Consider the following 22377-nt stretch of genomic DNA (forward strand, 5'->3'; position numbering starts at 1 on the left):
TAATAATCATTTCTGCTAATTGTTAAACCTAACCTAAAAATTTAGTGAATAGGAATTTCATTTTGTAATTTTAATGTATGAGGGTATTAATTACAGGAGCTACCGGACTTATTGGTCAACATATCGTAAAGCGTTGTCATGAGCAAAGTATTGCCGTGAACTACCTTACTACCAGTAAATCAAAAATTGAAAAGACAGACAACTATCAGGGATTTTATTGGAATTTAACCAATCAGGAAATAGATAAAGCCTGCTTTAAAAATGTCGATGCTATTATTCATTTAGCCGGGGCCTCGGTTTCTAAACGTTGGACACCGGAATATAAGGATGAGATCTTATATAGTAGAATAAAAAGTACCCAACTATTGGTCAATGCCTTAAAGGGAGAAACACATACTATAAAACAGGTAGTCTCTGCAAGTGGCATCAGCATTTATCCGGATTCTCTTATTAATTATTATGAAGAAAGTTTTAAGGAAGTGGACAATTCTTTTTTGGGTGATGTTGTAAAGGCGTGGGAAAAGGTGGTTAATGCGTTTACTGATGTTAATATTTCAATTTCTAAAATAAGAATAGGGTTGGTGTTATCGGATGTTGGAGGTGCATTGCCTCAAATGGCGAAACCCATTAAATTTGGTGTTGGCGCTGCTTTTGGTAACGGCAAACAATGGCAGTCATGGATACATATTCAGGATTTGGCAGATATATTTTTATACGTGATCAAGCACGGTTTAATAGGCACCTATAATGGTGTGGCACCAAATCCGGTGACAAATAAGGAATTGACAAGAGCCATTGCAAACGTTTTAAAGCGGCCTTTGATCCTACCAAATATTCCTAAATTTTTAATGAAAAAGATTTTAGGCGAGATGCATATACTACTATTTGCCAGTCAACGCGTAAGTTCAAAAAAAATTGAAAGTAAAGGGTTTTATTTTAAATACCACCACTTATTGCCAGCACTGGAAGATTTACTAATTACTTAAGTGTCTTAAACCTTCATAAACAATAATACTTACGGCGTTGGAAAGATTTAAGCTTCTAACATGCGCACTGTGAATAGGTATTTTGTAAAGCTCATTTTGATACGTTTCTGTAATGGATTTGGGTAATCCAACCGATTCTTTTCCAAAGACTAAAAACAGATCGTCCTCAAAAGGAATATCCCAGTGATCTTTAGTGCCATGACTGGAAAGAAACACCATTTTTTTATCCTGATTTTTTTCGAAAAAGGCCTTAGTATTGTCGTAATAGATGATGTCGAGATGTTGCCAATAGTCTAAACCTGCTCGTTTCAGCCTGGTATCGTCAATTTCAAAACCAAAGGGTTTTACCAGGTGTAATTTTGAACCGGATGCTAATGCTAACCGACCAATGTTACCGGTGTTGTTAGGTATTTCAGGTTCAACTAAAACAATATTTAAAGGCATTTGGTGTCTTTTGAATTAAAGAAACCAAAAGTACATGAATTTTTTTATTTAGTTTTTGATGAATCGCTTTCTAAAGACCAAATCATTTTGAGTTTTAAGGCTAATAAAATAGAAGCCGTTGGGTAGCCTGGAAACATCTATATTATTTGAGTCTTTTAGAGATAAAACTGCCTTCCCGGTAATATCGTATATAGTAATATGATTAAAATGTAATCCATTAGTATGCTCAATAAACAAATAGTCATTTGTAGGGTTAGGATAGAGTTTTAACGATTGGTTTTTATTGTCGATAGTACTTAACCCGGATACTTCTTCAATACTGAAATTAGCAAAAAGAACTGCTTCGTCCCGTAAATCCGACGGACTGTTCAGGCTTCGGTAAATGCCCCATTTGGGCCTCACAAAATCGGCTCCTGCTCTCCAATTAATAATGGAGTTGTTCGAATAGTCAAAAAGTACGGTGCCATCACTTACTTTTTTAATTTCTAAGGAATAGGTACCCGAAGTTCCGTATGTTATAGTTTCCGTAACATCTAACCAGATACCTTTAAAGGGCGCCAGATCAGTTTTAGTCAGGGTTACCTGAGAGGTAGTTTCAGCATAGCGAAGCTCTAATTGATCAGGACTCCCTTTTCTGGTAGTTAACGTATACATCGGCATACTGGCCAGTGAACCACCTACAGATTTTAATTGGTGTAAATGTGTAAAGCTTGAAGAGGATTGAAAACCAGCATCTATTTTAAATTTCCATTTATAAACAACAATTTCATCTTCAATGCCTAACAGGTTGTCGGGTGATTTATCATAAGATTTTATCTCATTTCTTTGTCTGTCATAGTTAATGCATCTATCACTGTCATCAGTTACGTGCATATAAAATCGAAAGACATTACTTCCTAAATCACTATCGTAAACTTCATCAATGTGCCTTCCAAAAGCCCCATGTTCACAGTCTGGCACTTCAATGGGATTATATCCGGGCGCTAAGACTGAGGTGATTAACTCATAGGTATTTCCTGCACCGTCAGCATCTAAAAGTACCTGTGAAATTGATGTTTGTGTTGCAAAAATGAAAAATAAAAATGTGCTAAATCTGAGTTTTGATCCTAAATTAATCATTGGTTTACCAGTTTGGTTAACCAAATATAATCAAATAAGAACAATTTACCCTATTCCAGAATACTTTTAACAAAAGAATCTATGGAATGAACCCCCTCATTAGTGACATGTTTAACAAATGCACTGCCAATTATGGCGCCTTTAGCATATTTTGTAGCTTGTGTAAATGTTTGATTATTACTAATACCGAAACCTACTATTTGAGGGTTTCTAAGGTTCATAGTTCCAATACGCTCAAAATACTGTGTTTGCTCATCACCAAAACCGGATTTTGCTCCGGTTGTACTGGCACTACTTACCATATAAATGAACCCGTTTGAAACAGAATCAATATATCTGATACGCTCATCACTGGTTTGCGGTGTGATCAAAAAGACATTGATAAGCCCGTATTTTTCAAAAGTAGCTTGATATTCCTCATGATACACATCGACCGGCAGATCAGGGATTATTAATCCGTCAATGCCTATTTCCTGGCATTTCTTGCAAAAATCTTCTACACCATATTGCAACATAGGATTAAAGTATCCCATGATGATTAAGGGAATATGAACCGACTTTCTGATGTCTTTTAGTTGATCAAAAAGTATTTCGGTGGTCATGCCATTTTTCAAGGCCTGGGTGGAACTTCCCTGAATAGTAGGGCCATCAGCCAAAGGGTCACTGAATGGTAGCCCTATTTCGATTAAATCAACGCCGTTTCTTTCCAGATCCTGAATAATGGAAACTGTGTCATTTAAATTGGGGTACCCCGCTGTAAAATATATGGATAGAAGTTTTTTGTCTTCCTGAAGTTTTTGATTAATTCTGTTCATTGCAAATGACTGTTTTTCATTCCCTCGAAAGAGGGAATCCCTTTAAATATATTCGGAAAGGTCTTTCCAATCAGGATTTAGACTATTTATTAAACTGATTTTCCATTCCCTATTCCATTTCTTTATTTGTCGCTCTCTTTTAATTGAGTTATTAACGTATTTTGTTGTTTCAAAATAAACAAGTTTGGTTACGTTGTATTTTCCCGTAAAAGATTTTGAACTGTTATTTTTGTGTTGTTTTAATCTCTCTTTTAATTGTTTTGATCTTCCAATATATAATACAGTATGATTTTTGTTTGTTAAAATATATACATAATGGATGTCCATAACCCTTTTGAGATTTCCGCTTTCGCGGAAATTAAAAATAATTAAATTCAGATTTTAAAATAATCAATATAATTCTGTAAATCCTTGTCACCACGTCCCGAAAGGCTCATCACTACAACATCATCCGGTTTAAATTCCTTTTGACTAAAAATAGCTAAAGCATGAGAACTTTCAATAGCTGGAATGATGCCTTCCAGTTCACATAACTCCAATCCGGCTTTCATGGCTTCATCATCCGTTATAGACATAAATTCGGCACGCCCTGTTTTACATAAATGTGCATGCATGGGGCCTACTCCCGGATAATCTAATCCTGCTGAAATAGAATAGGGCTCTGTTATTTGTCCGTCATTAGTCTGCATCAACAAGGTTTTACAACCGTGAATGATACCTTCTTTTCCTAAAACCGATGTGGCCGCACTTTCTCCGGAGTCCACGCCCAAACCGGCAGCTTCAACAGCAATGATCTTCACGTTGTCTTCATGTAAAAAATGATAGTAAGTTCCGGCAGCATTGCTACCACCACCAATACAGGCAGCTACATAATCCGGATTCTCCCTGCCTTCCTGTTCTTTAAGCTGCCATTTAATTTCTTCGGAAATAACCGCTTGAAACCTGGTAACCATATCCGGGTAGGGGTGTGGCCCAATGGCAGAACCAATGATGTAATGTGTATTTACCGGATTGTTTATCCAATCACGAATGGCTTCATTGGTAGCGTCTTTTAAGGTGCGGCTTCCCGATAGCGCAGGTACCACTTTAGCCCCTAGCATTTTCATTCGGGCTACATTTGGTGCCTGACGTGCTATATCAATTTCACCCATATAGACGATACATTCCAAGCCCATAAGCGCACAAACCGTGGCAGTTGCCACACCGTGTTGTCCAGCTCCGGTTTCAGCAATAATTCTGGTTTTACCCAGACGTTTTGCCATCAGGATTTGCCCGATAGTGTTATTGATTTTATGGGCTCCCGTGTGATTTAGATCCTCACGCTTTAAGTAGATTTTGGTATTGTATTTTTCTGAAAGACGTTTTGCAAAATACAAAGGCGAAGGACGTCCAACATAATCTTTTAACAATTGGTTGAACTCGTTTTGAAAGTCAGGCTCAGCCATGACCTTAAGGTAGTTTTGTCGTAACTCCTCTACATTTGGATATAGCATTTCCGGAATGAAAGCCCCTCCAAACTCACCATAATACCCTTTTTCGTTTACGTTGTAATTCATTTTATCGTTATATATTGTCATTCTGACACTGAGGTACTCTAAGTGGAAGAATCTATTGATAAGATGCTTCGACTGCGCTCAGCATGACAGTTTGTTTTTAAATTCCTTTAATTTTTCAATATTCTTTAATCCGGGTTCTATTTCAAATTTGCTATTTACATCCAGGGCATAGCAATATTTTGAAGCTTCACTTTGTTTAAACTCTTTAATAGCATCAATTTGCTCTAACCCAATACCACCACTTAAAAAGAAGGGTTTTGTTGACGGGTAATCTTTCAATACATTCCAGTCAAAAGTGTAACCGTTGCCTCCGGGAAGTTTTCCTTTGGTGTCAAAAAGAAAATAGTCTACAAAATCCTCATAAGGTTTAAGTATACTAAAGTCAAATTCATCTTTTATAGAAAACACTTTAATGACCTCCACATTAGTAGATTTAAGGAGTCTGCAGGTTTCCGGTGATTCATGACCGTGCAATTGAACAGCAGAAAGCTGATGCCTCTCTATTTGGCTGGAAATGTATTCAACACTGTCATCAACAAAAACACCGGTTTTTTTTATTGAATCTGGTAATTCCGTAATGGTGGTGTCAAAATACCTTGGGGACTTTTCATAGAAAATAAATCCAAGATAGTCAGGTTGCAATGTTGCAACTTGCTCCATATTATCCTGATATTTCATGCCGCAGACCTTCAGTTTCATGCTTCCAGTTCTTTTATAAATTTCGTAGCACCCGCTCCGGGATTATCTGTTTTCATAAAGTTCTCGCCAATTAAAAAGCCTTTATAGCCATACGGTTGTAACTCTTTAATGGCATTTACGCTGCTAATACCACTTTCCGATACTTTTACAAAATCATCGGGAATGATATTGCTTAATGATTTACTGGTCTCTAAACTAACCTCGAATGTTTTTAAGTTTCTGTTGTTTACCCCAAGCATATCCAGGCTTGGCATGATAGATTTGTGTAATTCTTCCTCGTTATGAACTTCTAAAAGCACCTCTAAATTCAAACTTTTGGAAAACTCTGAAAACTGCTTTATTTCTTCTCTTGTTAAAATAGCAGCTATTAATAAAATGACATCCGCTCCAAAAGCTTTTGCCTCCAGTATTTGATATTGGTCAATGATAAATTCCTTTCGCAACAAAGGTAGATTACAACTGGCCCTGGCAAGTAACAGGTCATCTAAAGAACCACCAAAATATTTACCATCAGTGAGTACCGACATGCCACAAACTCCGGCACTTTCATAACCCTCGGCTACATCCTGAACATTTAAACCGTTATTGATAATTGATTTTGAAGGTGAACGTCTTTTATGCTCAGCAATGATTCCCGATTTACTTGTTCTTAATCTATTTGCCAATGACACTGTTTCTCTTTCAAACAGAACGGACTGTTCCAGCTGAGAAACAGGAATCAAATGCTTTCTCAGATCAACTTCTTGTCGTTTATCAATTACTATTTTATCTAAAATATTCATTTTCATCAACCTGAACTTGTTTCAGGTTCTCATAATTTGTGTGATGCTGAACTAAATTCAGCATGACGCTATTTGCTTAACTCTATCAATGTGTCTAAACTTTGTTTTGCTTTGCCGGAAAACAAAGATTCTTTTGCTATTTCAAATCCTCTCTGATGTGATATTTGTTTTGATGTAGCAATTGCCAAACCGGCGTTGGCACACACCACGTTGTTTTGCGCTTCGGTACCGTTACCACTTATAATATCTACAAATATTTTGGCAGCATCTTCAACAGTGTCTCCCCCAAAAATAGCTTCTTGTTTAATTTTAGCAAGTCCTAAATCTTCCGGAGCTAAAAGCTTTTCCGTATGATTGGAAACAATTTTAGCTTTCCCGGTTAATGAAATCTCATCATAGCCATCCAGGGCATAAACAATATTGTAGTTCTTATCCGTGTTTTGATAGATAAAACTATACAGGCGTAAAAGCTCCAAACTAAAAACACCAAGCATTTGATTTTTTGGAAATGAAGGATTAACCATAGGGCCCAGCATGTTGAAAAAGGTCTTAACACCTAACTCACGACGAATAGGGGCCACGTTTTTCATGGCCGGGTGAAATAAAGGCGCATGTAATATGCATATTCCGGCTTTATCTAAACAGCGTCTTAAAAAATCTTCATTGTTAGAGAATTTTACACCTAGATTTTCCATAACATTAGATGAACCGGACGTGGATGATACACCATAGTTACCATGCTTAGCAACGTTAACGCCTGTACCTGCAGTTATAAAAGACGATAAGGTTGAGATATTGAATGTATTTTTACCGTCACCACCGGTGCCCACGATATCGATAGCATTAAAATCTTTCAAGTCCACAGCAACACAAAGCTCTAAAAGGGCATTCCTAAAGCCTTGTAGTTCTTCAATAGTAATGCTTCGCATCATATAAACCGACAGGAAACAAGCTATCTGGCTTGGGTTATACATATCATTGGAGATATTTACAATAATCTGTTTGGCCTCCTCAGAGGAGATGGTTTCATGATTTATTAATCTGTTAAGTATGTCTTTCATAATTTTTTCTTAACTCGTTCCAAAGGAGCGGAGACTTTTAAATTATTTTCTTTTTTAGGAGTAAATACTGCCTACTGCAACTGTTTACTGAGACTAGTTATTAACCCAATTTTCTAAAATCTTCTTCCCTTCCGGCGTTAAGACAGACTCAGGATGGTACTGAACACCTTTTACATCGTATTCCTTATGGCGCAATGACATAACCTGTCCGTTTGCATCATAAGAAGTGGCTTCTAAACTGTCCGGCAAATTAGGATGGACTACCCAGGAATGGTAACGACCAACTTCTATGTTTTTTTCCAGGCCATTAAAAATGGATTCGTTATCAACACAAATTTCCACCTGGGTGGCTACACCGTGATACACCTCATCCAAATTAATAAGTGTACCACCAAAAACTTCACCGATAGCCTGTTGTCCAAGGCATACACCCAAAATACTCTTTGTAGAAGCATATTTTTCAATAATGGCTTTTAACAATCCGGCTTCATCAGGAATTCCGGGACCCGGTGATAATACAATTTTATCAAACGGTTCAACATCTTCCAACTCCAATTTGTCATTTCTGTACACAGTAACATCACAGTTTAAATCTTCTAAATAATGTACAAGATTATATGTGAAACTGTCGTAATTATCAATAACTAATACTTTCTTCATTTTTATTTTTTTATGCCACGATTACATGAATGTTAATGTGGTAATAATTTCTTTAATTTTTTTACTGCAAACTGAGTACTGCTACTGTTTACTTTAAATGTCTTCTGCTAACTGAATAGCTTTTGTTAATGCTCCTAATTTATTATATACTTCCTGTAACTCACTTTCCGGGTTTGATTTAGAAACCAATCCTGCACCGGCCTGCCAGTTTAGTTTGTAATCTTTACTCAAAAAGGTCCTGATCATGATAGCGTGATTAAAATTACCATCAAAATCCATAAAACCAATGGCGCCACCATAAAACCCTCTGCTTGTTTTTTCGTATTGTTCTATGAGTTGCATAGCCCTGTGTTTAGGGGCACCACTCAAAGTTCCCGCAGGAAAGGTGTCGGCTACCACTTGCATGGTTGAAGTGGTGTTGTGTTTTTGACCTGTTACTTTACTTACTAAATGGATCACATGCGAGAAAAACTGAACTTCGCGGTAGGTGTCTACTGTTACCTGACTTCCGTGTCGACTCAAATCATTTCTGGCCAAGTCTACCAGCATAACGTGTTCTGCATTTTCTTTATCATCTTTGATCAGAGCATCAGCCAACACGGCGTCTTTTTCATCATCACCGGTACGCCTAAAAGTTCCGGCAATAGGATGTATTTCAGCCAAACCATCCGTAACAATGAGTTGCGCCTCCGGAGAACTTCCAAATATTTTAAAATCGCCATAATCGAAATAGAAAAGATAAGGAGAAGGGTTGATACTTCTTAAAGCACGATACACATTAAAATCATCGCCAGTAAACTCTTGAGAAAAACTTCTGGATAACACCAACTGAAACACATCCCCTCTGGCACAATGTTTTTTAGCGAATTCCACATGCTGAAGAAACTCGTCATCTGTTAAGTTTGAAGCAATATCTCCTTTAGAGTTAAAATTGTAAGAAGCAAAGTTCTGAACGTTAATTAGTTTATCAATAGCGTCAATATTATTCTCTGTATCGTCATAACAATGTGCAAAAATGTATGCTTCATTTTTAAAATGATTGATGGCTATGATGTTTTGGTAAACCGCATAATAAGCATCCGGAATTTCAACAGAGTTTTCTTTTTTACCAATGTCAATATCTTCAAAATAACGAACCGCATCATAAGCTGTATACCCAAAAATACCATTGTTTATAAACTTGAAGTTTTCTTTAGAAGTGACGTCAAATCGTTTTGTGAATTGGTAGATTTCTTCAACTACATCCACTTTATCAGTAATGTCTAATGAGGTCGAACTACCATCCGGAAAGGTTTGTGATATAACTTCATTTTCAATTTTTATGGAGGCAATCGGGTTGAAACAGATATATGAGAAATTCTTATGATTTCTATGGTAATCGCCACTTTCTAACAAAATACTGTTGGGGTATTTATCCCTGATCTTATAGTATACGGTAACAGGTGTTATAGTATCTGTTAAGATGCGTTTATGATGCGTATAAAGGCTGTATGTTTTCATAAATAATTAATTGTCATTTCCGCGAAGGCGGAAATTCTTTATTTAAATATTGATTTCAAAAAAATAACTTAGGTCATTCCAATTCGGATTAAAGTCATTTATTAAATTTATTTTCCATTCTCTATTCCACTTTTTTATTTGTTTTTCTCTTTTTATGGCATCATCTGGAGTTTCAAATTTTTCGTAATAAACTAATTTGTTTAAATTATATTTATTTACGAATCCCTTACTGTATCCCTTTTTATGTTGGAGAATTCTTTGTTTTATATTTCCAGAAAACCCAATATAAATTATACCTTCTTTTTTATCAGACAATATATATACATAATATGCGCCTTTACGATTCATTATTGTTTTTAGATTTCCGCCTTCGCGGAAATGACCTAAAGATAGATATAAAAAAAGCCTGTCGTGAATGACAAGCCTTAATAATATTTTAATTTAAATATACCAGGATTTTACTTCACGAATGTTAAATTTCTGAAGCACCACCACCAAGTATTATTTAAGTTTAATTTCATTTTCCTTTTTATACGGTTCCAAATATAGAAATGAAAAAGTATTTTACAAAACTTTAAAGTTTTTTTTGTTTAAAAGTTTGTTAAACTGTAAGAACTTCAAATAAGTATTGTTTATTTTTAGACTTATGAAACCGGTATGATTAAAATAATTATTAAGCACATTCAAGGCATGATTATTTTAATCATCTAAGGTTACTTGTGACAATAGTATATTAAGTAGAAACAAACACATGAAATTAAAAGTGTTAGGTGTTGCAATTTTATTAATGGTAAGTTGTAACACTAAGAAAACAGACTCGGTCGCCATTAATGAGGTTAAGGCGGAAATTAAGGTTGAAGCACCATCAACAGACATACAAGGTCTTGAGATATATGATTTTGAAGGGTTAAAGCCTTTCTTAAATGAAGATGACGATAAAATACATGTCATTAACTTTTGGGCAACCTGGTGCAGGCCCTGTGTTAAAGAATTACCTTATTTTGAAGCGCTATATGAAAAGTATAAGGACAATGATGTTGAAGTAGTATTAGTGAGTTTGGATTTTCCGCATCAATTTGAGTCCAAGCTAAAACCTTTTATTAAAGAGAAACAATTAAAATCCAAGGTAATCGTTCTTGATGATGTAGATTCCAATAGTTGGATTCCTCAGGTAGATAAAGACTGGTCCGGTTCCATACCGGCAACTATTATATACAAAAAAGGGAAACGTAGTTTTTTTGAACGATCGTTTACATATAATGAGTTAGAAAACGCCTTAAAACACTTTTTAAATTAAAATAAAATGAGCAAAACAGTTAAGTTAATTACCCTGGCATGTGTTGTGCTATTTATCGGAGCTTTTACCATTCCTAGTAATAATGTAGGTGATGGTTATAAAATTGGCGATATAGCTGAAGATTTTTCACTTGAGAATATTGACGGCAAGATGGTATCCTTATCAGATTATAAAGACGCCAAAGGTTTTATTGTTACGTTTACCTGTAATACCTGCCCGTATGCGGTCATGTACGAGGATCGTATCATAGCTTTAGACAAAAAGTATACCCCCAAAGGATATCCTGTAATAGCCATAATGCCGAATAACACTTCTATTAAACCGGGTGATAATATGGACGCCATGAAACAGCGAGCAGCGAGCAAAGGTTTTACGTTTCCGTATTTAATTGATGCCAAACAAGAAGTATTTCCAAAGTTTGGAGCAACCAGAACCCCGCATGTATTTATACTGGATAAAACAGAAAGTGGCTTAGTGGTTGAGTATATTGGAGCCATAGATGATAATTATAAGGATGCATCGGCTGTAAACACCAAGTATGTTGAAAATGCAGTGGATGCGTTAATCGAAGGGAACGAAGTGCCTCAAAAAGAAACCAGAGCTATTGGGTGCTCCATAAAAGTTTAACAAATACTTAAATAATATGTTACTAAGATCTGAAGTGTAATGCTTCAGATTTTTTTCGTCTATAAGTTTTAGAAGTACTAATTTTGTAATAACATTAATTATAAATTTTAAATGGAAGATTTAACACAAGAAGAATGGGCAGAACAGCTGGCTAATGATGACAATGCAGTTGTGCTTGATGTAAGAACAGATACTGAAGTGGCTGACGGTATTATCCCCAATGCCATACATATAGATTTTTACTTAGGTGAAGAATTTGTTGATCAGGTTGATGAGCTGGATAAAAACAAAAATTATTATGTGTATTGTCGCTCAGGTAATAGAAGCGGACAAGCTTGTGCCATTATGGAAGAGCTAGGTTTTGAAAATGCTTATAATCTTGAAGGTGGTATGTTGGAATGGACAGGAGATGTAGTTGATATGGAATAGGGGATGAAACGGCTTCTAATTCTTATTTGTTCCCTATTTAGTGTGTCATTCTTTGGGTGCAAAGAGTCCATTTCTAAAGATAGTGTCATTCAAATTACACCTGAAGACTTGTCGGAAAAACTTCAATCAGACAGCATCCAATTGGTTGATGTGAGAACCCCAAAAGAGTATCGAGCCGGTTTTATAAAAACGGCCCAAAACATCAATTATTTTTCTTCAAGTTTTAGCTCTGATATTGCTGTGTTAGATAAAGAAAGACCAATCTATGTTTATTGTCGCTCCGGGAAAAGAAGTGGGAAAAGTGTTAGAACATTCCGGGAATCCGGATTCACCAAAATATATAATTTGGAAGGCGGGTTGCTTCACTGGAAAGAAAAAGGCCTGGAAACTACAAAAGAATAAAAAAATTGGTTGAACTACTTGTTGGCTACTTTTTTTAAACTTTTAACTTTTTTTTGAGTACTTTACCTTTTTTATTTTAACAAATACACTTGTTTTTTCTATCTTTATAAAGAATTTAGATTTTTCTTAAAGTTTTAAGATTAAGTAGGTTTAAATTTTATTAAATTAATAGCACAAAAAAGATTATGGATAACGGTTACATTATTTTGGGGATAATAGCCTTATTGTTTTTAAGCATGTACGGCTTTGCTTATTTTTCTGTAGCAATGGAGAGAGTTAAGCAGAAAAGAGCTCAGAAAAGAGAACTGGAACAAGAAGAGATAAGAAAGCAACAACGAGCAAAAAATCAGGAAATTAGGGACGAAAAGCTTCGTAAGTTTAATGAAAGAAAGGAAGAAATTCAGCGTGAACTTATGCTGTTAGAGAAAATGAAACAGAAGCAAAAAGTTAGTTAGTGTTTAACTACTTTTTTAAGAATATAACCCATATGATTTTTTGTATGGGTTTTTTATTTGATAAAAAGTGTAAAAATTGAGTTAAGTCTTCTTTTAATAGCAGTTTATATTCATAAATTTATTGCCCTAAAATTCTATTGAGTAAGCTAACTTAAAAATACGTTTGTATATTGTCAAACGCGTTTAACATATTATGGTTAAAAATCTATGTTTTTATCTTTTATTCTTAATGCTGTGCTCAAATCTTCATGGGCAGGAAGTAAACATTTCTACGCGTTTTTCTCAAGATGGCACTTTGTATAAAAGTATAGATGAGCATGTAAACGAATTAACGCAACCCATTGCGGACTTTAAAGAAAATCAAAAATGTATCGTTATTGATTATTTAGGTAATGATAATTATAAAGTAAAATACAAGGACTGGATTGGGCTGGTAATTATTGATGATCTGGTTGTAAATGACGCATTAGAGGATCTGTATTATGATTATCAGGATAAAGAGCGTGAGCGTAGAAGAAAAGAAGAAGAAGCCAGGAAGCAGAGAATTTATGAGATTGTCAATAAAGAGAAAATAGAAGAAGAAAGACGCTTAAAAGAGCAGCGTCGACTGGATTCCATAGCTAAAGCTGAAGAGGCTGAGCGTAAACGTATTGCTTATGAGAAAGAAGAGGCGAGAAAACGAGAGGAGGCCTTACGAGAACAACGTCGATTGGATTCTATAGCCAAAGCAGAAGAGGCTGAGCGTAAACGTATCGCTTATGAACAGGAACAGGCCAGAAAGCGAGAAGAAGCTTTGCGAGAACAACGTCGACTGGATTCCATAGCTAAAGCTGAAGAGGCTGAACGCAAACGTATTGCTTATGAGAAAGAACAGGCGAGAAAACGAGAGGAGGCCTTACGAGAACAACGTCGATTGGATTCCATTGCTAAGGCAGCAGAGGCTGAACGGAAACGTATTGCCTATGAACAGGAACAAGCCAGAAAGCGGGAGGAAGCCTTACGAGAACAACGCCGACTGGACTCCATAGCCAAAGCAGCAGAGGCTGAACGCCAACGTATCACCTATGAAAAGGAACAGGCCAGAAAACGAGAAGAAGCCCTTCGTGAGCAACGTCGACTGGATTCCATAGCCAAAGCAGAAGAAGCCGAGCGTAAACGTATTGCTTATGAGAAAGAACAGGTAAGGAAACGGGAAGAAGCTTTGCGAGAACAACGTCGATTGGATTCTATTGCTAAGGCAGCAGAGGCTGAACGGAAACGTATTGCCTATGAACAGGAACAAGCCAGAAAGCGGGAGGAAGCCTTACGAGAACAACGTCGACTGGATTCCATAACTAAGGCAGAAGAGGCCGAACGCAAACGTATTGCTTACGAGAAAGAACAAGCGAGAAAACGAGAGGAAGCCTTACGAGAACAACACCGACTGGATTCCATAGCCAAAGCAGCAGAGGCTGAACGCAAACGTATTGCTTATGAGAAAGAACAGGCGAGAAAACGAGAAGAAGCATTACGTGAACAACGTCGATTGGATTCCATAGCCAAAGTTGAAGAGGCTGCACAACGGGCTGCTGCATTATACCTAAAGCGTAAACAGGATTCTATAGCGAAAATACAGGAGATTGAAAGAAAACGTATTTTACAGGAGCAAGAGGAGGCTAGAAAGCGGGAGGCCGCTTTACGTGAGCAACGTCGACTAGATTCCATTGCGAAGGCAGAAGAGGCCGAACAAAAACGTATCGCCTATGAACAGGAACAAGCAAGAAAACAAGAGGAAACTTTACGTGAGCAACACCGATTGGATTCCATTGCTAAGGCTAAAGAGGCCGAACGTAAACGTATTGCTTATGTCCAGCAACAAGCCAGAAAACGGGAAGAGGCTTTACGGGAACAACGTCGACTGGACTCCATAGCCAAAGCTAAAGAAGCTGAACGTCAACGTATTGCTTTAGAAAAAGAAAAGCCTGAAGAAAAGAAATTTGACCTAAAGGCTTTGGAAAGGCAAAAATTCAGAAGGACTTGCCACTATGCCATGAATGAGTTTGATCACTTATACCAGGAAAAAGTGGTTTTGACAAAGGCCTATACCATAAGTAAAAACTTAACCATTGAGTTGTACAAAAAAGGAAATAAGGTTGATATCTTCTTTAATTCTCCATTAGATCTGGGGTGCGTCAGTGGTTATTCTAATAAAAAATCTCATGTTAGAGTGGAATTGGAAAGTAATGAGGTTATTACGTTTTATCATACTTACGGAACGAATTGTAGTGATTTTGAATTCAAGGGAAAACTATCCCAACAACAAATGGCTAGTCTGAAGAAATCGAATATAAAATCAATAACCTTAAAAGGAACCGAAGGTTCAAAGCTGATCACTGACATAGATTATAAAGAATTTTTTATAGATAAGTTAAAGTGTATAGAGTAAAGAAAAGCCTTCACCTAAAAAGTAAAGGCTTTTTTATGTGGAGTCGGAGAGAATCGAACTCTCGTCCAAACAAGTAACCAAAGAGCTTTCTACACGTTTAGTTTTTACTTGATTTTCGATAATAAGCCGGCTAAAAACCACCTACTTATTACTTAGCTTTTAAATCTCGACAAGGTATCAAAGCACTACCTGATCTTAGTTTATTTTTACGATGCCTCTAAAAAGAACGCCATAAACCAGGGCTTTCAGGAGACATTTAGCTTTCCCGCCTTGCGGGACGTGGCTTGAACTTACTATAATTCAGTTATTAAGCAGCTAAAGCGTAATTATTTTCGCCGTTTAAAGTTTGATTTAGCCTTTAAGGTGTCTCAAAATCATTACACCACGTGCTTACCATTCAATTAATCTCGCTGTCAAAACCAGTCGACCCCTTAATGAAATAGTAAATTTTAATTTACGCTATTGAATTAATCCCGAATTTATTTCGGGATCTCACCCCATATGATTTTTTTAGCACCTGTATGCACTGAGTACAGCCGAGGTGTTCTATTATCTAATGCGGATGGCAAAGTTACCAAAAACTTTGTAATTCGGTTAAAATCCAACTATTTTAGAGCAAAAATTATTCCATTTCATTTATGAAGTTTGCTATCATTAAAGAGCGTAAAACCCCACCGGATCGTAGAGTGGTATTTTCACCGTCAGAATTGCTGAAAGCTAAGGATCAATTTCAAGAGGCGACGTTTAAAGTGGAACCCTCAAGTATTCGGGTATTTTCAGATGATGATTATAGTTCAAAAGGGTTTGAAGTTTCCCGGGATGTTTCAGATTGTGATGTAATGTTGGGTGTTAAGGAAGTGCCCATAGAAGCTCTGATTCCCAATAAAAAATACTTTTTCTTCTCGCATACCATAAAAAAGCAACCATATAATAGAAAATTGTTAAGGGCTATTCTTGAAAAAAATATCGAGTTGTATGATCATGAAACCATAGTAAATAACGAAGGATTCAGATTGATAGGTTTTGGGCGTTATGCCGGTATTGTAGGGGCCTATAATGGTTTTAGAGCCTGGGGTTTAAAATTTGGATCCTGGAATTTACCCAAAGCCGAAACTTTGTCAGACCAAGGTGCTCTAATAAAGCAACTGAGAGCAATCCGACTTCCAAATATTAAAATACTGTTAACCGGTAGCGGGAAAGTCTCCAATGGTTCCCAGGAAATGTTGGATGCTATGGCTATTAAGCAAGTTACGGTAAAAGAATACCTGAATTCAGACTATAATGAACCGGTTTACTGTAAAATTGATGTTTTGGACTATAACAAACGAAAAGATGGAAACGTTGTGGATGATGTTTTTGATTTTTTTGATTTTCCCGAAGCATACGAATCCAATTTTATGCGTTTTGCGAAAGTAACCGACTTCTATATAGCCGGCCATTTTTATGGAGACGGAGCCCCTTATTTATATACCAGGGCAGATGTGAAATCTCCCGACTTTAACATCAAAGTTGTGGCAGATATAAGCTGTGATGTAGATGGTCCGGTAGCAACCACTTTAAGAGCTTCTACCATTGCAGACCCTATTTATGGTTATGATCCGGAAACAGAGTCTGAAATAGATTATAGGGGTGCTAAAGCCATTGCAGTTATGGCTGTTGACAATTTGCCTTGTGAACTGCCAAAGGATGCCAGTGAAGGCTTTGGAACTATGTTTTTGCAGCATGTAATCCCGGCCTTTTTTAATGGTGATAAAGATGGTGTTTTACAGCGTGCCAGAATTACTGAAAATGGAAAGTTAACCAGGCAATTCAGTTATTTACAGGATTATGTTGACGGGTTGGAGTAGTTCTCTGTAATTTCACACTATTACCGGAAAAGCTTTCTTTTTCATAATAATTGACCTTGGATAGAATAGATTCTAATAGCGGTAGCATATTATTCAAGTTCTTAGTTTTAATGATGAAGTTCCAAAGCGGTTCAAACTTTTTCCAGCCACCAGAGTATAAAAGATGTTTTAGCTTGTGTTTATGGGATTTATGGTTAAAGCTTGCTTCAAAAATGTTAGCCCACCTATAAAATTCTTTGTAAGCCCAATCATAACCCTGTTTTAATTCTTCTGCTGTTAAATTTGTAGTTTTATAAACTACATGCCTGGTATCATATAAATCCCAATTTCTGGTTAAAACTCTATTTTGGCTTTCCATATCTTTAAACAATTTGGTTCCGGGGTAAGGTGTTAATACATGGTAGGTAGAGGTTGTAATGGCATTTTTAACACCCCAATCTACGGTTCTTTTAAATACATCTTTATCATCTTCATCAAGCCCAAAGACAAAACTTCCGTTTATCATAATTCCTAAAGCATGTAATCGTTGTACAGCTTCTTTATAATCTCGTTTCAGGTTTTGCTTTTTGTTGCTTTGTTTTAAGTTTTTGGGAGAAAAGGTTTCAAAACCTACAAATACACTTCTTAAACCGGCTTCAGCAGCCTGTTCAATTAAGTTCCCTCTTAAAATGGAATCTACCGTTGCTGCACCTTGAAAAACTCTATTCATGCCTTTCATGCCTTCAAACAAACTACTCGCAAACTTTTGATTTCCTAATAAGTGATCATCAAGGAAATAAAGATGACGTCCGGGAAGCCTATCAATTTCTGCTAAAGCATCATCTACAATTTGTGTATAAAACGATTTACCGCTTTCAAAAAAGGCATCTTTATAACAAAATGTACAATGGTGTGGACATCCTCTTGTCACAACAATAGAATTTGGAACCAGATATCTATGGCGTTTAATTAAATCCCTTCTAATAGGAGGCATTCTTTCTAAGGTTCTAATACTTGAATAGTATATTTTTTTAGGGGTTCTATTTTTGAAATCTTTTAAAAATTGGGGAAAGGTTTCTTCTCCCGGCCCTAAAAAAACAGAGTCTGCATGTTTTGATGCTTCATCGGGTAGCGAGGTAACATGTAATCCGCCAAGGATGACATATGTTCCTTTGGCTCTATAATGATCAGCTATGGAATAGGAACGATATGCATTGGTTATATATACTTGTAGGATAACCAAATCCGGGGTGTCATTTAGATTCAACTTTTCAACATGCTGGTCTTGAATTTCAACCTCATCATTAGGTGATACATAAGCTGCTAAAGTAGCTAAACCTAAAGGAGGAAATAATGAGTATTTAATTGGTCTCCAAAAAGGACTTTCTGCTTCTGCCAGAGCAGGTAAGATCATTTTAATTTTCATGGTTCGCTTTATTTGATGTAATAATTATAAAGCCATAGTACCCAACGGTTAAGAAGGCCCCGAAAAGGAGTGTAAATAACCAGGCCTCAGCATGTTGATTGGGGTATATTACAATGTGTGATATGTCATAAAAAAGGGTGAGAGGGTTTTGAACAATTTCCCAGGAATTATAGCGTAAAAACCTACCTAAATACACACCAAACCCGCAAAGAAACAGAATAAATAGGACGAGAGGTTTTAGATAGTTGTCTTTTATTCTGGTTTTAAGAATGGTTTTCATGTCTAAAACCGATAAATAGAATAGCATTAGTCCGCTAAATGCAAAAGAACTTATAACAAGTATATCCAACCACAATAAATGCGTCCTGCTTATTCTTAAATGTAATAGATCTGTGATAATATAAGGGGCGTTAGGTAAAAAAAGCAGCCATACACCAAACCAAAAAAGTAACCCAAATCTATTAAGCTTGGGGAGACTCACTAAATAGGTTGTAATAGTAAAAGGTATGACTGCCAAAAACAAATTCCAGACTAAAAACAAGTAAAAAAAGGAATGTGTGAGCTTCATTCTAATCATTAACAGCACGATGCTGAAAATGATCGAAACACTTAAAAGTGCGAATGTTTTAAATTGACTAAAAATGAGATCTTTTAAGTTGTTCATGTCTTGTGTGTTCTATTATTACTATTGTTAAAGCGCCTAATGAATAGGCCACTAAATCTGATAACTGAAAGGTACTTCCCAGGAGCAATTTTATGGTATAGCTGTTGTCAAGATTTAGCGAGTCTAGAATACCACTTAGTTGTAGGAATTCCACAAAAAAAGCTATAGCCAAAGCACCAAAAGCAATTATATTAGCATGTCCTTTAATGAATATTTTAGCGAAACAATAGATTAGGATAACTATCAGGTAATCACCTAAGGTATAGCGTATAAAACCGGATGGAATAAACGCAGCTATAAGAGCTTCGGTTGTAAAAAGAAGTAGCGTTAAGATTATATATGTTTTATTTAATTTAGGTATCATAGTTTACCAATCAGGGTTTATAAAGTTTAAACGAGTGAAAAATAGCATATAGATATATAGCGCAGTTATTGGAATATTTAATAAAACAAAGCCAATAGCTTTAAGAATTTTTGATTTATTGTTTGAATTCCGTAATAAAAAAAGCAATAATGTTATAACAGATATAGGATTTATGATTATTGATAGAATTACAAAGACAAAGCCTATTCCTATTAAATTGACGCTGTTAGTATATAATTGAAGCATAAATAGTATGGTTCCTAAAGCAAAGCTTGAAACTGCTATGGCTTTGCTTATGTTTATGATATTGTACATAAGTCTGTTTTTGGTTTTAGAGATTTAATGGTTCGCGAGCCTGCTATACCGCAGACCTGCACTCTTCTCGAATACTAACAAATAAAATTAACCGTTACTCCAGTCTATTTTCCGTGAAGCAAACATGACGATTGCCAGGATCAGGAACAGACCAATACTGCCTACCAATAATGCATAGTTTTCTAATTGAATGATGACATAGATAAAAGTGTATAAGGCTGTTAAGGATAAACCAATAAACAAGGGAAATTTAATGGTTTTAAGTATGGTTTTAGAGTATAGTGCTATAAGAACTACCACTGAGCTACCAGCAATTAAATAAGCTTTTAAAAAGTTGCTGTGCTCTGAAATTGAAACCAATAAAGTATAGAACATAGTAAGCGCTAAGCCTATCATCAAATATTGAAACGGATGAATGTTTATTTTGCTTAAAGTTTGGATTAGAAAGAAGATTAGAAAAGTAAGCCCGATGACCAGGAATCCGTATTTCGAGGAACGTTCGCTTTTTTGATATTCATCCACCGGAATCATAAAGTTTACTCCAAAAGCAAAATCGTTTAACTCCGGTAAATTGTAAAAATGTTGTTGAGAAAACGGCCGGTTTATATCTAAAATTTTCCATTTGGCATCAAACCCGTTTTCGTTTATTTTGTCGCCATTGTAAGGTAGAAATTCCCCAAAGAAATTGGCATCTTTCCAATTGGATGTTATATTGGCTTCTGTAGTTTTCCCAATAGGGACAAATCTTATTTGCTCACTCCCTTTTATATTAAAATCTATATTAAAAGTTAATGGTTTAGAGGTTTGGGGCACTAAGCTAATGTTTTTGGTTTCTAAAGTATGCAGGTTTATGACACCCAGGCCATAGTTTTTTGACCCGTTATATTTTGAGGACAGGTTAAAACTGCTATCGTTTAATTTTAAATGGGCCCTATTTACACCTTTTACATTTGATGATTTTATGATGACCTTAACTTTGTTCCAAAGAATGTTTTTATCATCTACTTCCATGTCACTAAAGTCCGGCTTCGTAAAAGTTCCGGATATTTTAATATCACTATTATAGACAGCTGTAGTATAAATGCCTCTGCTTTTTGTTTCCGGATTTATATTGGAGTTGATGTTCAGCGTTTCGGGAAAGAAATAAGCTATTTCAATGTTTTCAATGGTTTCGGTGTATGTCTTTTTGGTTTTTTTATCTGTTACCGTTTTCTCTTTATAAACCTTATAGGGTACTTTTAAAATAGGACCGTAAATGAGTACTTCTTTTCCCCATTGATTATTAATTTCTTCAATAGCTTCAGTTTGCCTGAATGATCGCTCTTTGATTAACTCTTGAATGAAGAATAGTGGGATTAATAATACTAAGGTTAGAAATCCAATCATTAGCATTCTGGCTGTGATGGATGTTTTTAACCAGTGACCAAATTTGTTGTTTTGTTGATGTTGCTGTTCCATAATCTTGTTTTAAAGTACTTTGTAATTCAAAGTGAAAATGATAAAAAAATTTATTATTGTTTATTGATTAATTTTTCAAGGGCTTCAATATGTTTTTTAAATGCGGCTCTACCTTGTTTTGTAGTAGAGTAGCGGGTGTTTGGTTTTCTGCCTATAAATTGTTTTTCTACTTTTATATATTCGGCTTTTTCCAATGCTTTGGTATGGCTTGCCAAATTACCATCAGTGGCTCCCAGTAATTCTTTCAGCATATTAAAATCGGCATATTCATTCACCATTAAAACCGACATGATACCCAGCCTGATCCTGTGATCAAATAATTTGTTTATGTTCGTTATAATACTCACTCCTTAATTGTTCAATGTTTAAAGTTCAAAGTTACTGAAAACTGATACTGAAAACTGAGAACTATTTTCTATCGTATTTAAAATGCATCCAGGTACCATAGATAATGTGCATAAGTCCAAAACCAATCACCCAGTACCAAAAGCCCCACCCCGGATTTAATGCGCATAAAAGCCCTAAAATCAGTTGGATAAATCCCAGGTATCTAATGTCACCAATACTATATTTTGAGGCATTAACTAAAGCAAGGCCATAAAATATTAGCATCAATGCCGCTGTTTGGCCATACTTATGTTGGTCTAAAATGATCAAAATGTACAGACCGCCTGCAATTAAAGGAATCAGAAAGTTTATTAACAAGCGCTTTGAAGTACTATCCCAAATTTTTGCACCTTGTTTTTTAGCTTTACTGGTGGTTAACACTATTCCTGTTACAACACTTAGAAACGCTACCATGAATAAAATAAATAAGCATAACCTAAAGATGTTTCCATCCAGGATCAAGTATCCTCTAACGGAATTATCGACTATATAATATGCAATGGCAGCGCCAATTAGGGCATAGGTTCCGGCCAGTATTCCAGATAAGCCACTTAATGAAATAAAGCGGGATGACTTGTTCATTAAATCTTTAATCTCGCTGATGTCTTTTAAATAATCTTTTGATTCCATATAAAAGTACTTTGAAATACAAAGTAAATAAATATTTTTGAAAGGGGCAT

25 protein-coding genes and 1 other RNA gene are annotated in these 22377 nt (G+C 35.9%); 8 read left to right on the plus strand and 18 right to left on the minus strand.

The window, feature by feature from the left end; all coding sequences use genetic code 11:
- The first annotated feature begins 77 nt into the window (after window positions 1–77).
- Entirely contained in the window at window positions 78–986 is a 909-nt protein-coding gene (locus tag Q0983_RS17035) for a TIGR01777 family oxidoreductase (protein ID WP_299556064.1), read from the plus strand.
- Here Q0983_RS17035 and Q0983_RS17040 read toward each other — a convergent pair.
- From Q0983_RS17040 to Q0983_RS17090, 11 genes are all read right to left on the minus strand, one after another.
- On the minus strand, window positions 975–1430 hold the full coding sequence (locus Q0983_RS17040) for a tRNA (cytidine(34)-2'-O)-methyltransferase (protein WP_299556066.1): 456 nt from the start codon (window positions 1428–1430) through the stop codon (window positions 975–977). The genes Q0983_RS17035 and Q0983_RS17040 overlap by 12 nt on opposite strands.
- A gap of 48 nt (window positions 1431–1478) precedes the next feature.
- Window positions 1479–2549 carry a T9SS type A sorting domain-containing protein gene (locus Q0983_RS17045; protein ID WP_299556068.1) on the minus strand — a complete coding sequence of 357 codons (1071 nt, stop codon included), beginning with the start codon at window positions 2547–2549 and terminating at the stop codon, window positions 1479–1481.
- 50 nt (window positions 2550–2599) lie between these two features.
- Window positions 2600–3364, minus strand: a complete 765-nt coding sequence (trpA, locus tag Q0983_RS17050; protein ID WP_299556069.1) for a tryptophan synthase subunit alpha — start codon at window positions 3362–3364, stop codon at window positions 2600–2602.
- Between the two features lie 42 nt (window positions 3365–3406).
- Complete coding sequence (locus Q0983_RS17055; RefSeq protein ID WP_299556071.1) at window positions 3407–3691, minus strand: GIY-YIG nuclease family protein; 285 nt, start codon at window positions 3689–3691, stop codon at window positions 3407–3409.
- A 47-nt stretch (window positions 3692–3738) separates the two neighbouring features.
- Window positions 3739–4920 carry a tryptophan synthase subunit beta gene (gene trpB / locus Q0983_RS17060; RefSeq protein ID WP_299556073.1) on the minus strand — a complete coding sequence of 394 codons (1182 nt, stop codon included), beginning with the start codon at window positions 4918–4920 and terminating at the stop codon, window positions 3739–3741.
- Between the two features lie 78 nt (window positions 4921–4998).
- Entirely contained in the window at window positions 4999–5619 is a 621-nt protein-coding gene (locus tag Q0983_RS17065) for a phosphoribosylanthranilate isomerase (RefSeq protein WP_299556075.1), read from the minus strand.
- A complete protein-coding gene (trpC, locus tag Q0983_RS17070) occupies window positions 5616–6401 on the minus strand; it encodes an indole-3-glycerol phosphate synthase TrpC (protein WP_299556152.1) in 786 nt (261 codons plus the stop codon). Before trpC ends, Q0983_RS17065 begins: the two co-directional genes overlap by 4 nt.
- A gap of 68 nt (window positions 6402–6469) precedes the next feature.
- A complete protein-coding gene (gene trpD, locus Q0983_RS17075; RefSeq protein WP_299556077.1) occupies window positions 6470–7462 on the minus strand; it encodes an anthranilate phosphoribosyltransferase in 993 nt (330 codons plus the stop codon).
- Between the two features lie 93 nt (window positions 7463–7555).
- Window positions 7556–8122 (minus strand): aminodeoxychorismate/anthranilate synthase component II, encoded by a 567-nt coding sequence (locus tag Q0983_RS17080; RefSeq protein WP_299556079.1) that lies wholly within the window; start codon window positions 8120–8122, stop codon window positions 7556–7558.
- A gap of 93 nt (window positions 8123–8215) precedes the next feature.
- Window positions 8216–9622 carry an anthranilate synthase component I family protein gene (locus Q0983_RS17085; protein ID WP_299556081.1) on the minus strand — a complete coding sequence of 469 codons (1407 nt, stop codon included), beginning with the start codon at window positions 9620–9622 and terminating at the stop codon, window positions 8216–8218.
- A 42-nt stretch (window positions 9623–9664) separates the two neighbouring features.
- Window positions 9665–9970 carry a GIY-YIG nuclease family protein gene (locus Q0983_RS17090; RefSeq protein WP_299556083.1) on the minus strand — a complete coding sequence of 102 codons (306 nt, stop codon included), beginning with the start codon at window positions 9968–9970 and terminating at the stop codon, window positions 9665–9667.
- Window positions 9971–10373: 403 nt separating this feature from the next.
- Here Q0983_RS17090 and Q0983_RS17095 point away from each other — a divergent pair, with 403 nt between their 5' ends.
- The 6 genes from Q0983_RS17095 (at window position 10374) to Q0983_RS17120 (ending at window position 15257) form a co-directional block, all read left to right on the plus strand.
- A complete protein-coding gene (locus Q0983_RS17095) occupies window positions 10374–10919 on the plus strand; it encodes a TlpA family protein disulfide reductase (RefSeq protein WP_299556085.1) in 546 nt (181 codons plus the stop codon).
- Window positions 10920–10925: 6 nt separating this feature from the next.
- Window positions 10926–11546, plus strand: a complete 621-nt coding sequence (locus Q0983_RS17100) for a thioredoxin family protein (RefSeq protein WP_299556087.1) — start codon at window positions 10926–10928, stop codon at window positions 11544–11546.
- 111 nt (window positions 11547–11657) lie between these two features.
- A complete protein-coding gene (locus tag Q0983_RS17105; RefSeq protein ID WP_299556089.1) occupies window positions 11658–11975 on the plus strand; it encodes a rhodanese-like domain-containing protein in 318 nt (105 codons plus the stop codon).
- Between the two features lie 3 nt (window positions 11976–11978).
- Window positions 11979–12377, plus strand: coding sequence for a rhodanese-like domain-containing protein (locus Q0983_RS17110; RefSeq protein WP_299556091.1), 399 nt, complete (start codon window positions 11979–11981; stop codon window positions 12375–12377).
- A gap of 185 nt (window positions 12378–12562) precedes the next feature.
- The gene (locus Q0983_RS17115; RefSeq protein ID WP_299556093.1) at window positions 12563–12832 is read left to right on the plus strand and encodes a hypothetical protein; all 270 of its coding nucleotides are present in this window, start codon (window positions 12563–12565) and stop codon (window positions 12830–12832) included.
- A gap of 229 nt (window positions 12833–13061) precedes the next feature.
- Window positions 13062–15257: a hypothetical protein gene (locus Q0983_RS17120; RefSeq protein ID WP_299556095.1), complete on the plus strand. Its 2196-nt coding sequence runs from the start codon at window positions 13062–13064 to the stop codon at window positions 15255–15257.
- Between the two features lie 35 nt (window positions 15258–15292).
- Here Q0983_RS17120 and ssrA read toward each other — a convergent pair.
- Window positions 15293–15688, minus strand: a transfer-messenger RNA (tmRNA) gene (gene ssrA / locus Q0983_RS17125).
- A 207-nt stretch (window positions 15689–15895) separates the two neighbouring features.
- Here ssrA and Q0983_RS17130 point away from each other — a divergent pair.
- A complete protein-coding gene (locus Q0983_RS17130) occupies window positions 15896–17104 on the plus strand; it encodes an NAD(P)-dependent oxidoreductase (protein ID WP_299556097.1) in 1209 nt (402 codons plus the stop codon).
- Here Q0983_RS17130 and Q0983_RS17135 read toward each other — a convergent pair.
- From Q0983_RS17135 to Q0983_RS17160, 6 genes are all read right to left on the minus strand, one after another.
- Window positions 17067–18509 carry a radical SAM protein gene (locus tag Q0983_RS17135; RefSeq protein ID WP_299556099.1) on the minus strand — a complete coding sequence of 481 codons (1443 nt, stop codon included), beginning with the start codon at window positions 18507–18509 and terminating at the stop codon, window positions 17067–17069. The genes Q0983_RS17130 and Q0983_RS17135 overlap by 38 nt on opposite strands.
- Window positions 18499–19173 carry a DUF1361 domain-containing protein gene (locus Q0983_RS17140; protein WP_299556101.1) on the minus strand — a complete coding sequence of 225 codons (675 nt, stop codon included), beginning with the start codon at window positions 19171–19173 and terminating at the stop codon, window positions 18499–18501. The genes Q0983_RS17135 and Q0983_RS17140 overlap by 11 nt, the downstream gene beginning before the upstream one ends.
- On the minus strand, window positions 19145–19537 hold the full coding sequence (locus Q0983_RS17145; protein WP_299556103.1) for a DUF2809 domain-containing protein: 393 nt from the start codon (window positions 19535–19537) through the stop codon (window positions 19145–19147). The genes Q0983_RS17140 and Q0983_RS17145 overlap by 29 nt, the downstream gene beginning before the upstream one ends.
- 402 nt (window positions 19538–19939) lie before the next feature.
- Window positions 19940–21310, minus strand: a complete 1371-nt coding sequence (gene creD, locus Q0983_RS17150) for a cell envelope integrity protein CreD (protein WP_299556105.1) — start codon at window positions 21308–21310, stop codon at window positions 19940–19942.
- Window positions 21311–21363: 53 nt separating this feature from the next.
- Window positions 21364–21657 (minus strand): transcriptional regulator, encoded by a 294-nt coding sequence (locus Q0983_RS17155; protein WP_299556107.1) that lies wholly within the window; start codon window positions 21655–21657, stop codon window positions 21364–21366.
- Between the two features lie 61 nt (window positions 21658–21718).
- A complete protein-coding gene (locus tag Q0983_RS17160) occupies window positions 21719–22327 on the minus strand; it encodes a hypothetical protein (RefSeq protein WP_299556109.1) in 609 nt (202 codons plus the stop codon).
- Between the last annotated feature and the right edge of the window lie 50 nt (window positions 22328–22377).

The organism is Seonamhaeicola sp., assembly GCF_028281565.1.
Classification (GTDB): domain Bacteria; phylum Bacteroidota; class Bacteroidia; order Flavobacteriales; family Flavobacteriaceae; genus Seonamhaeicola.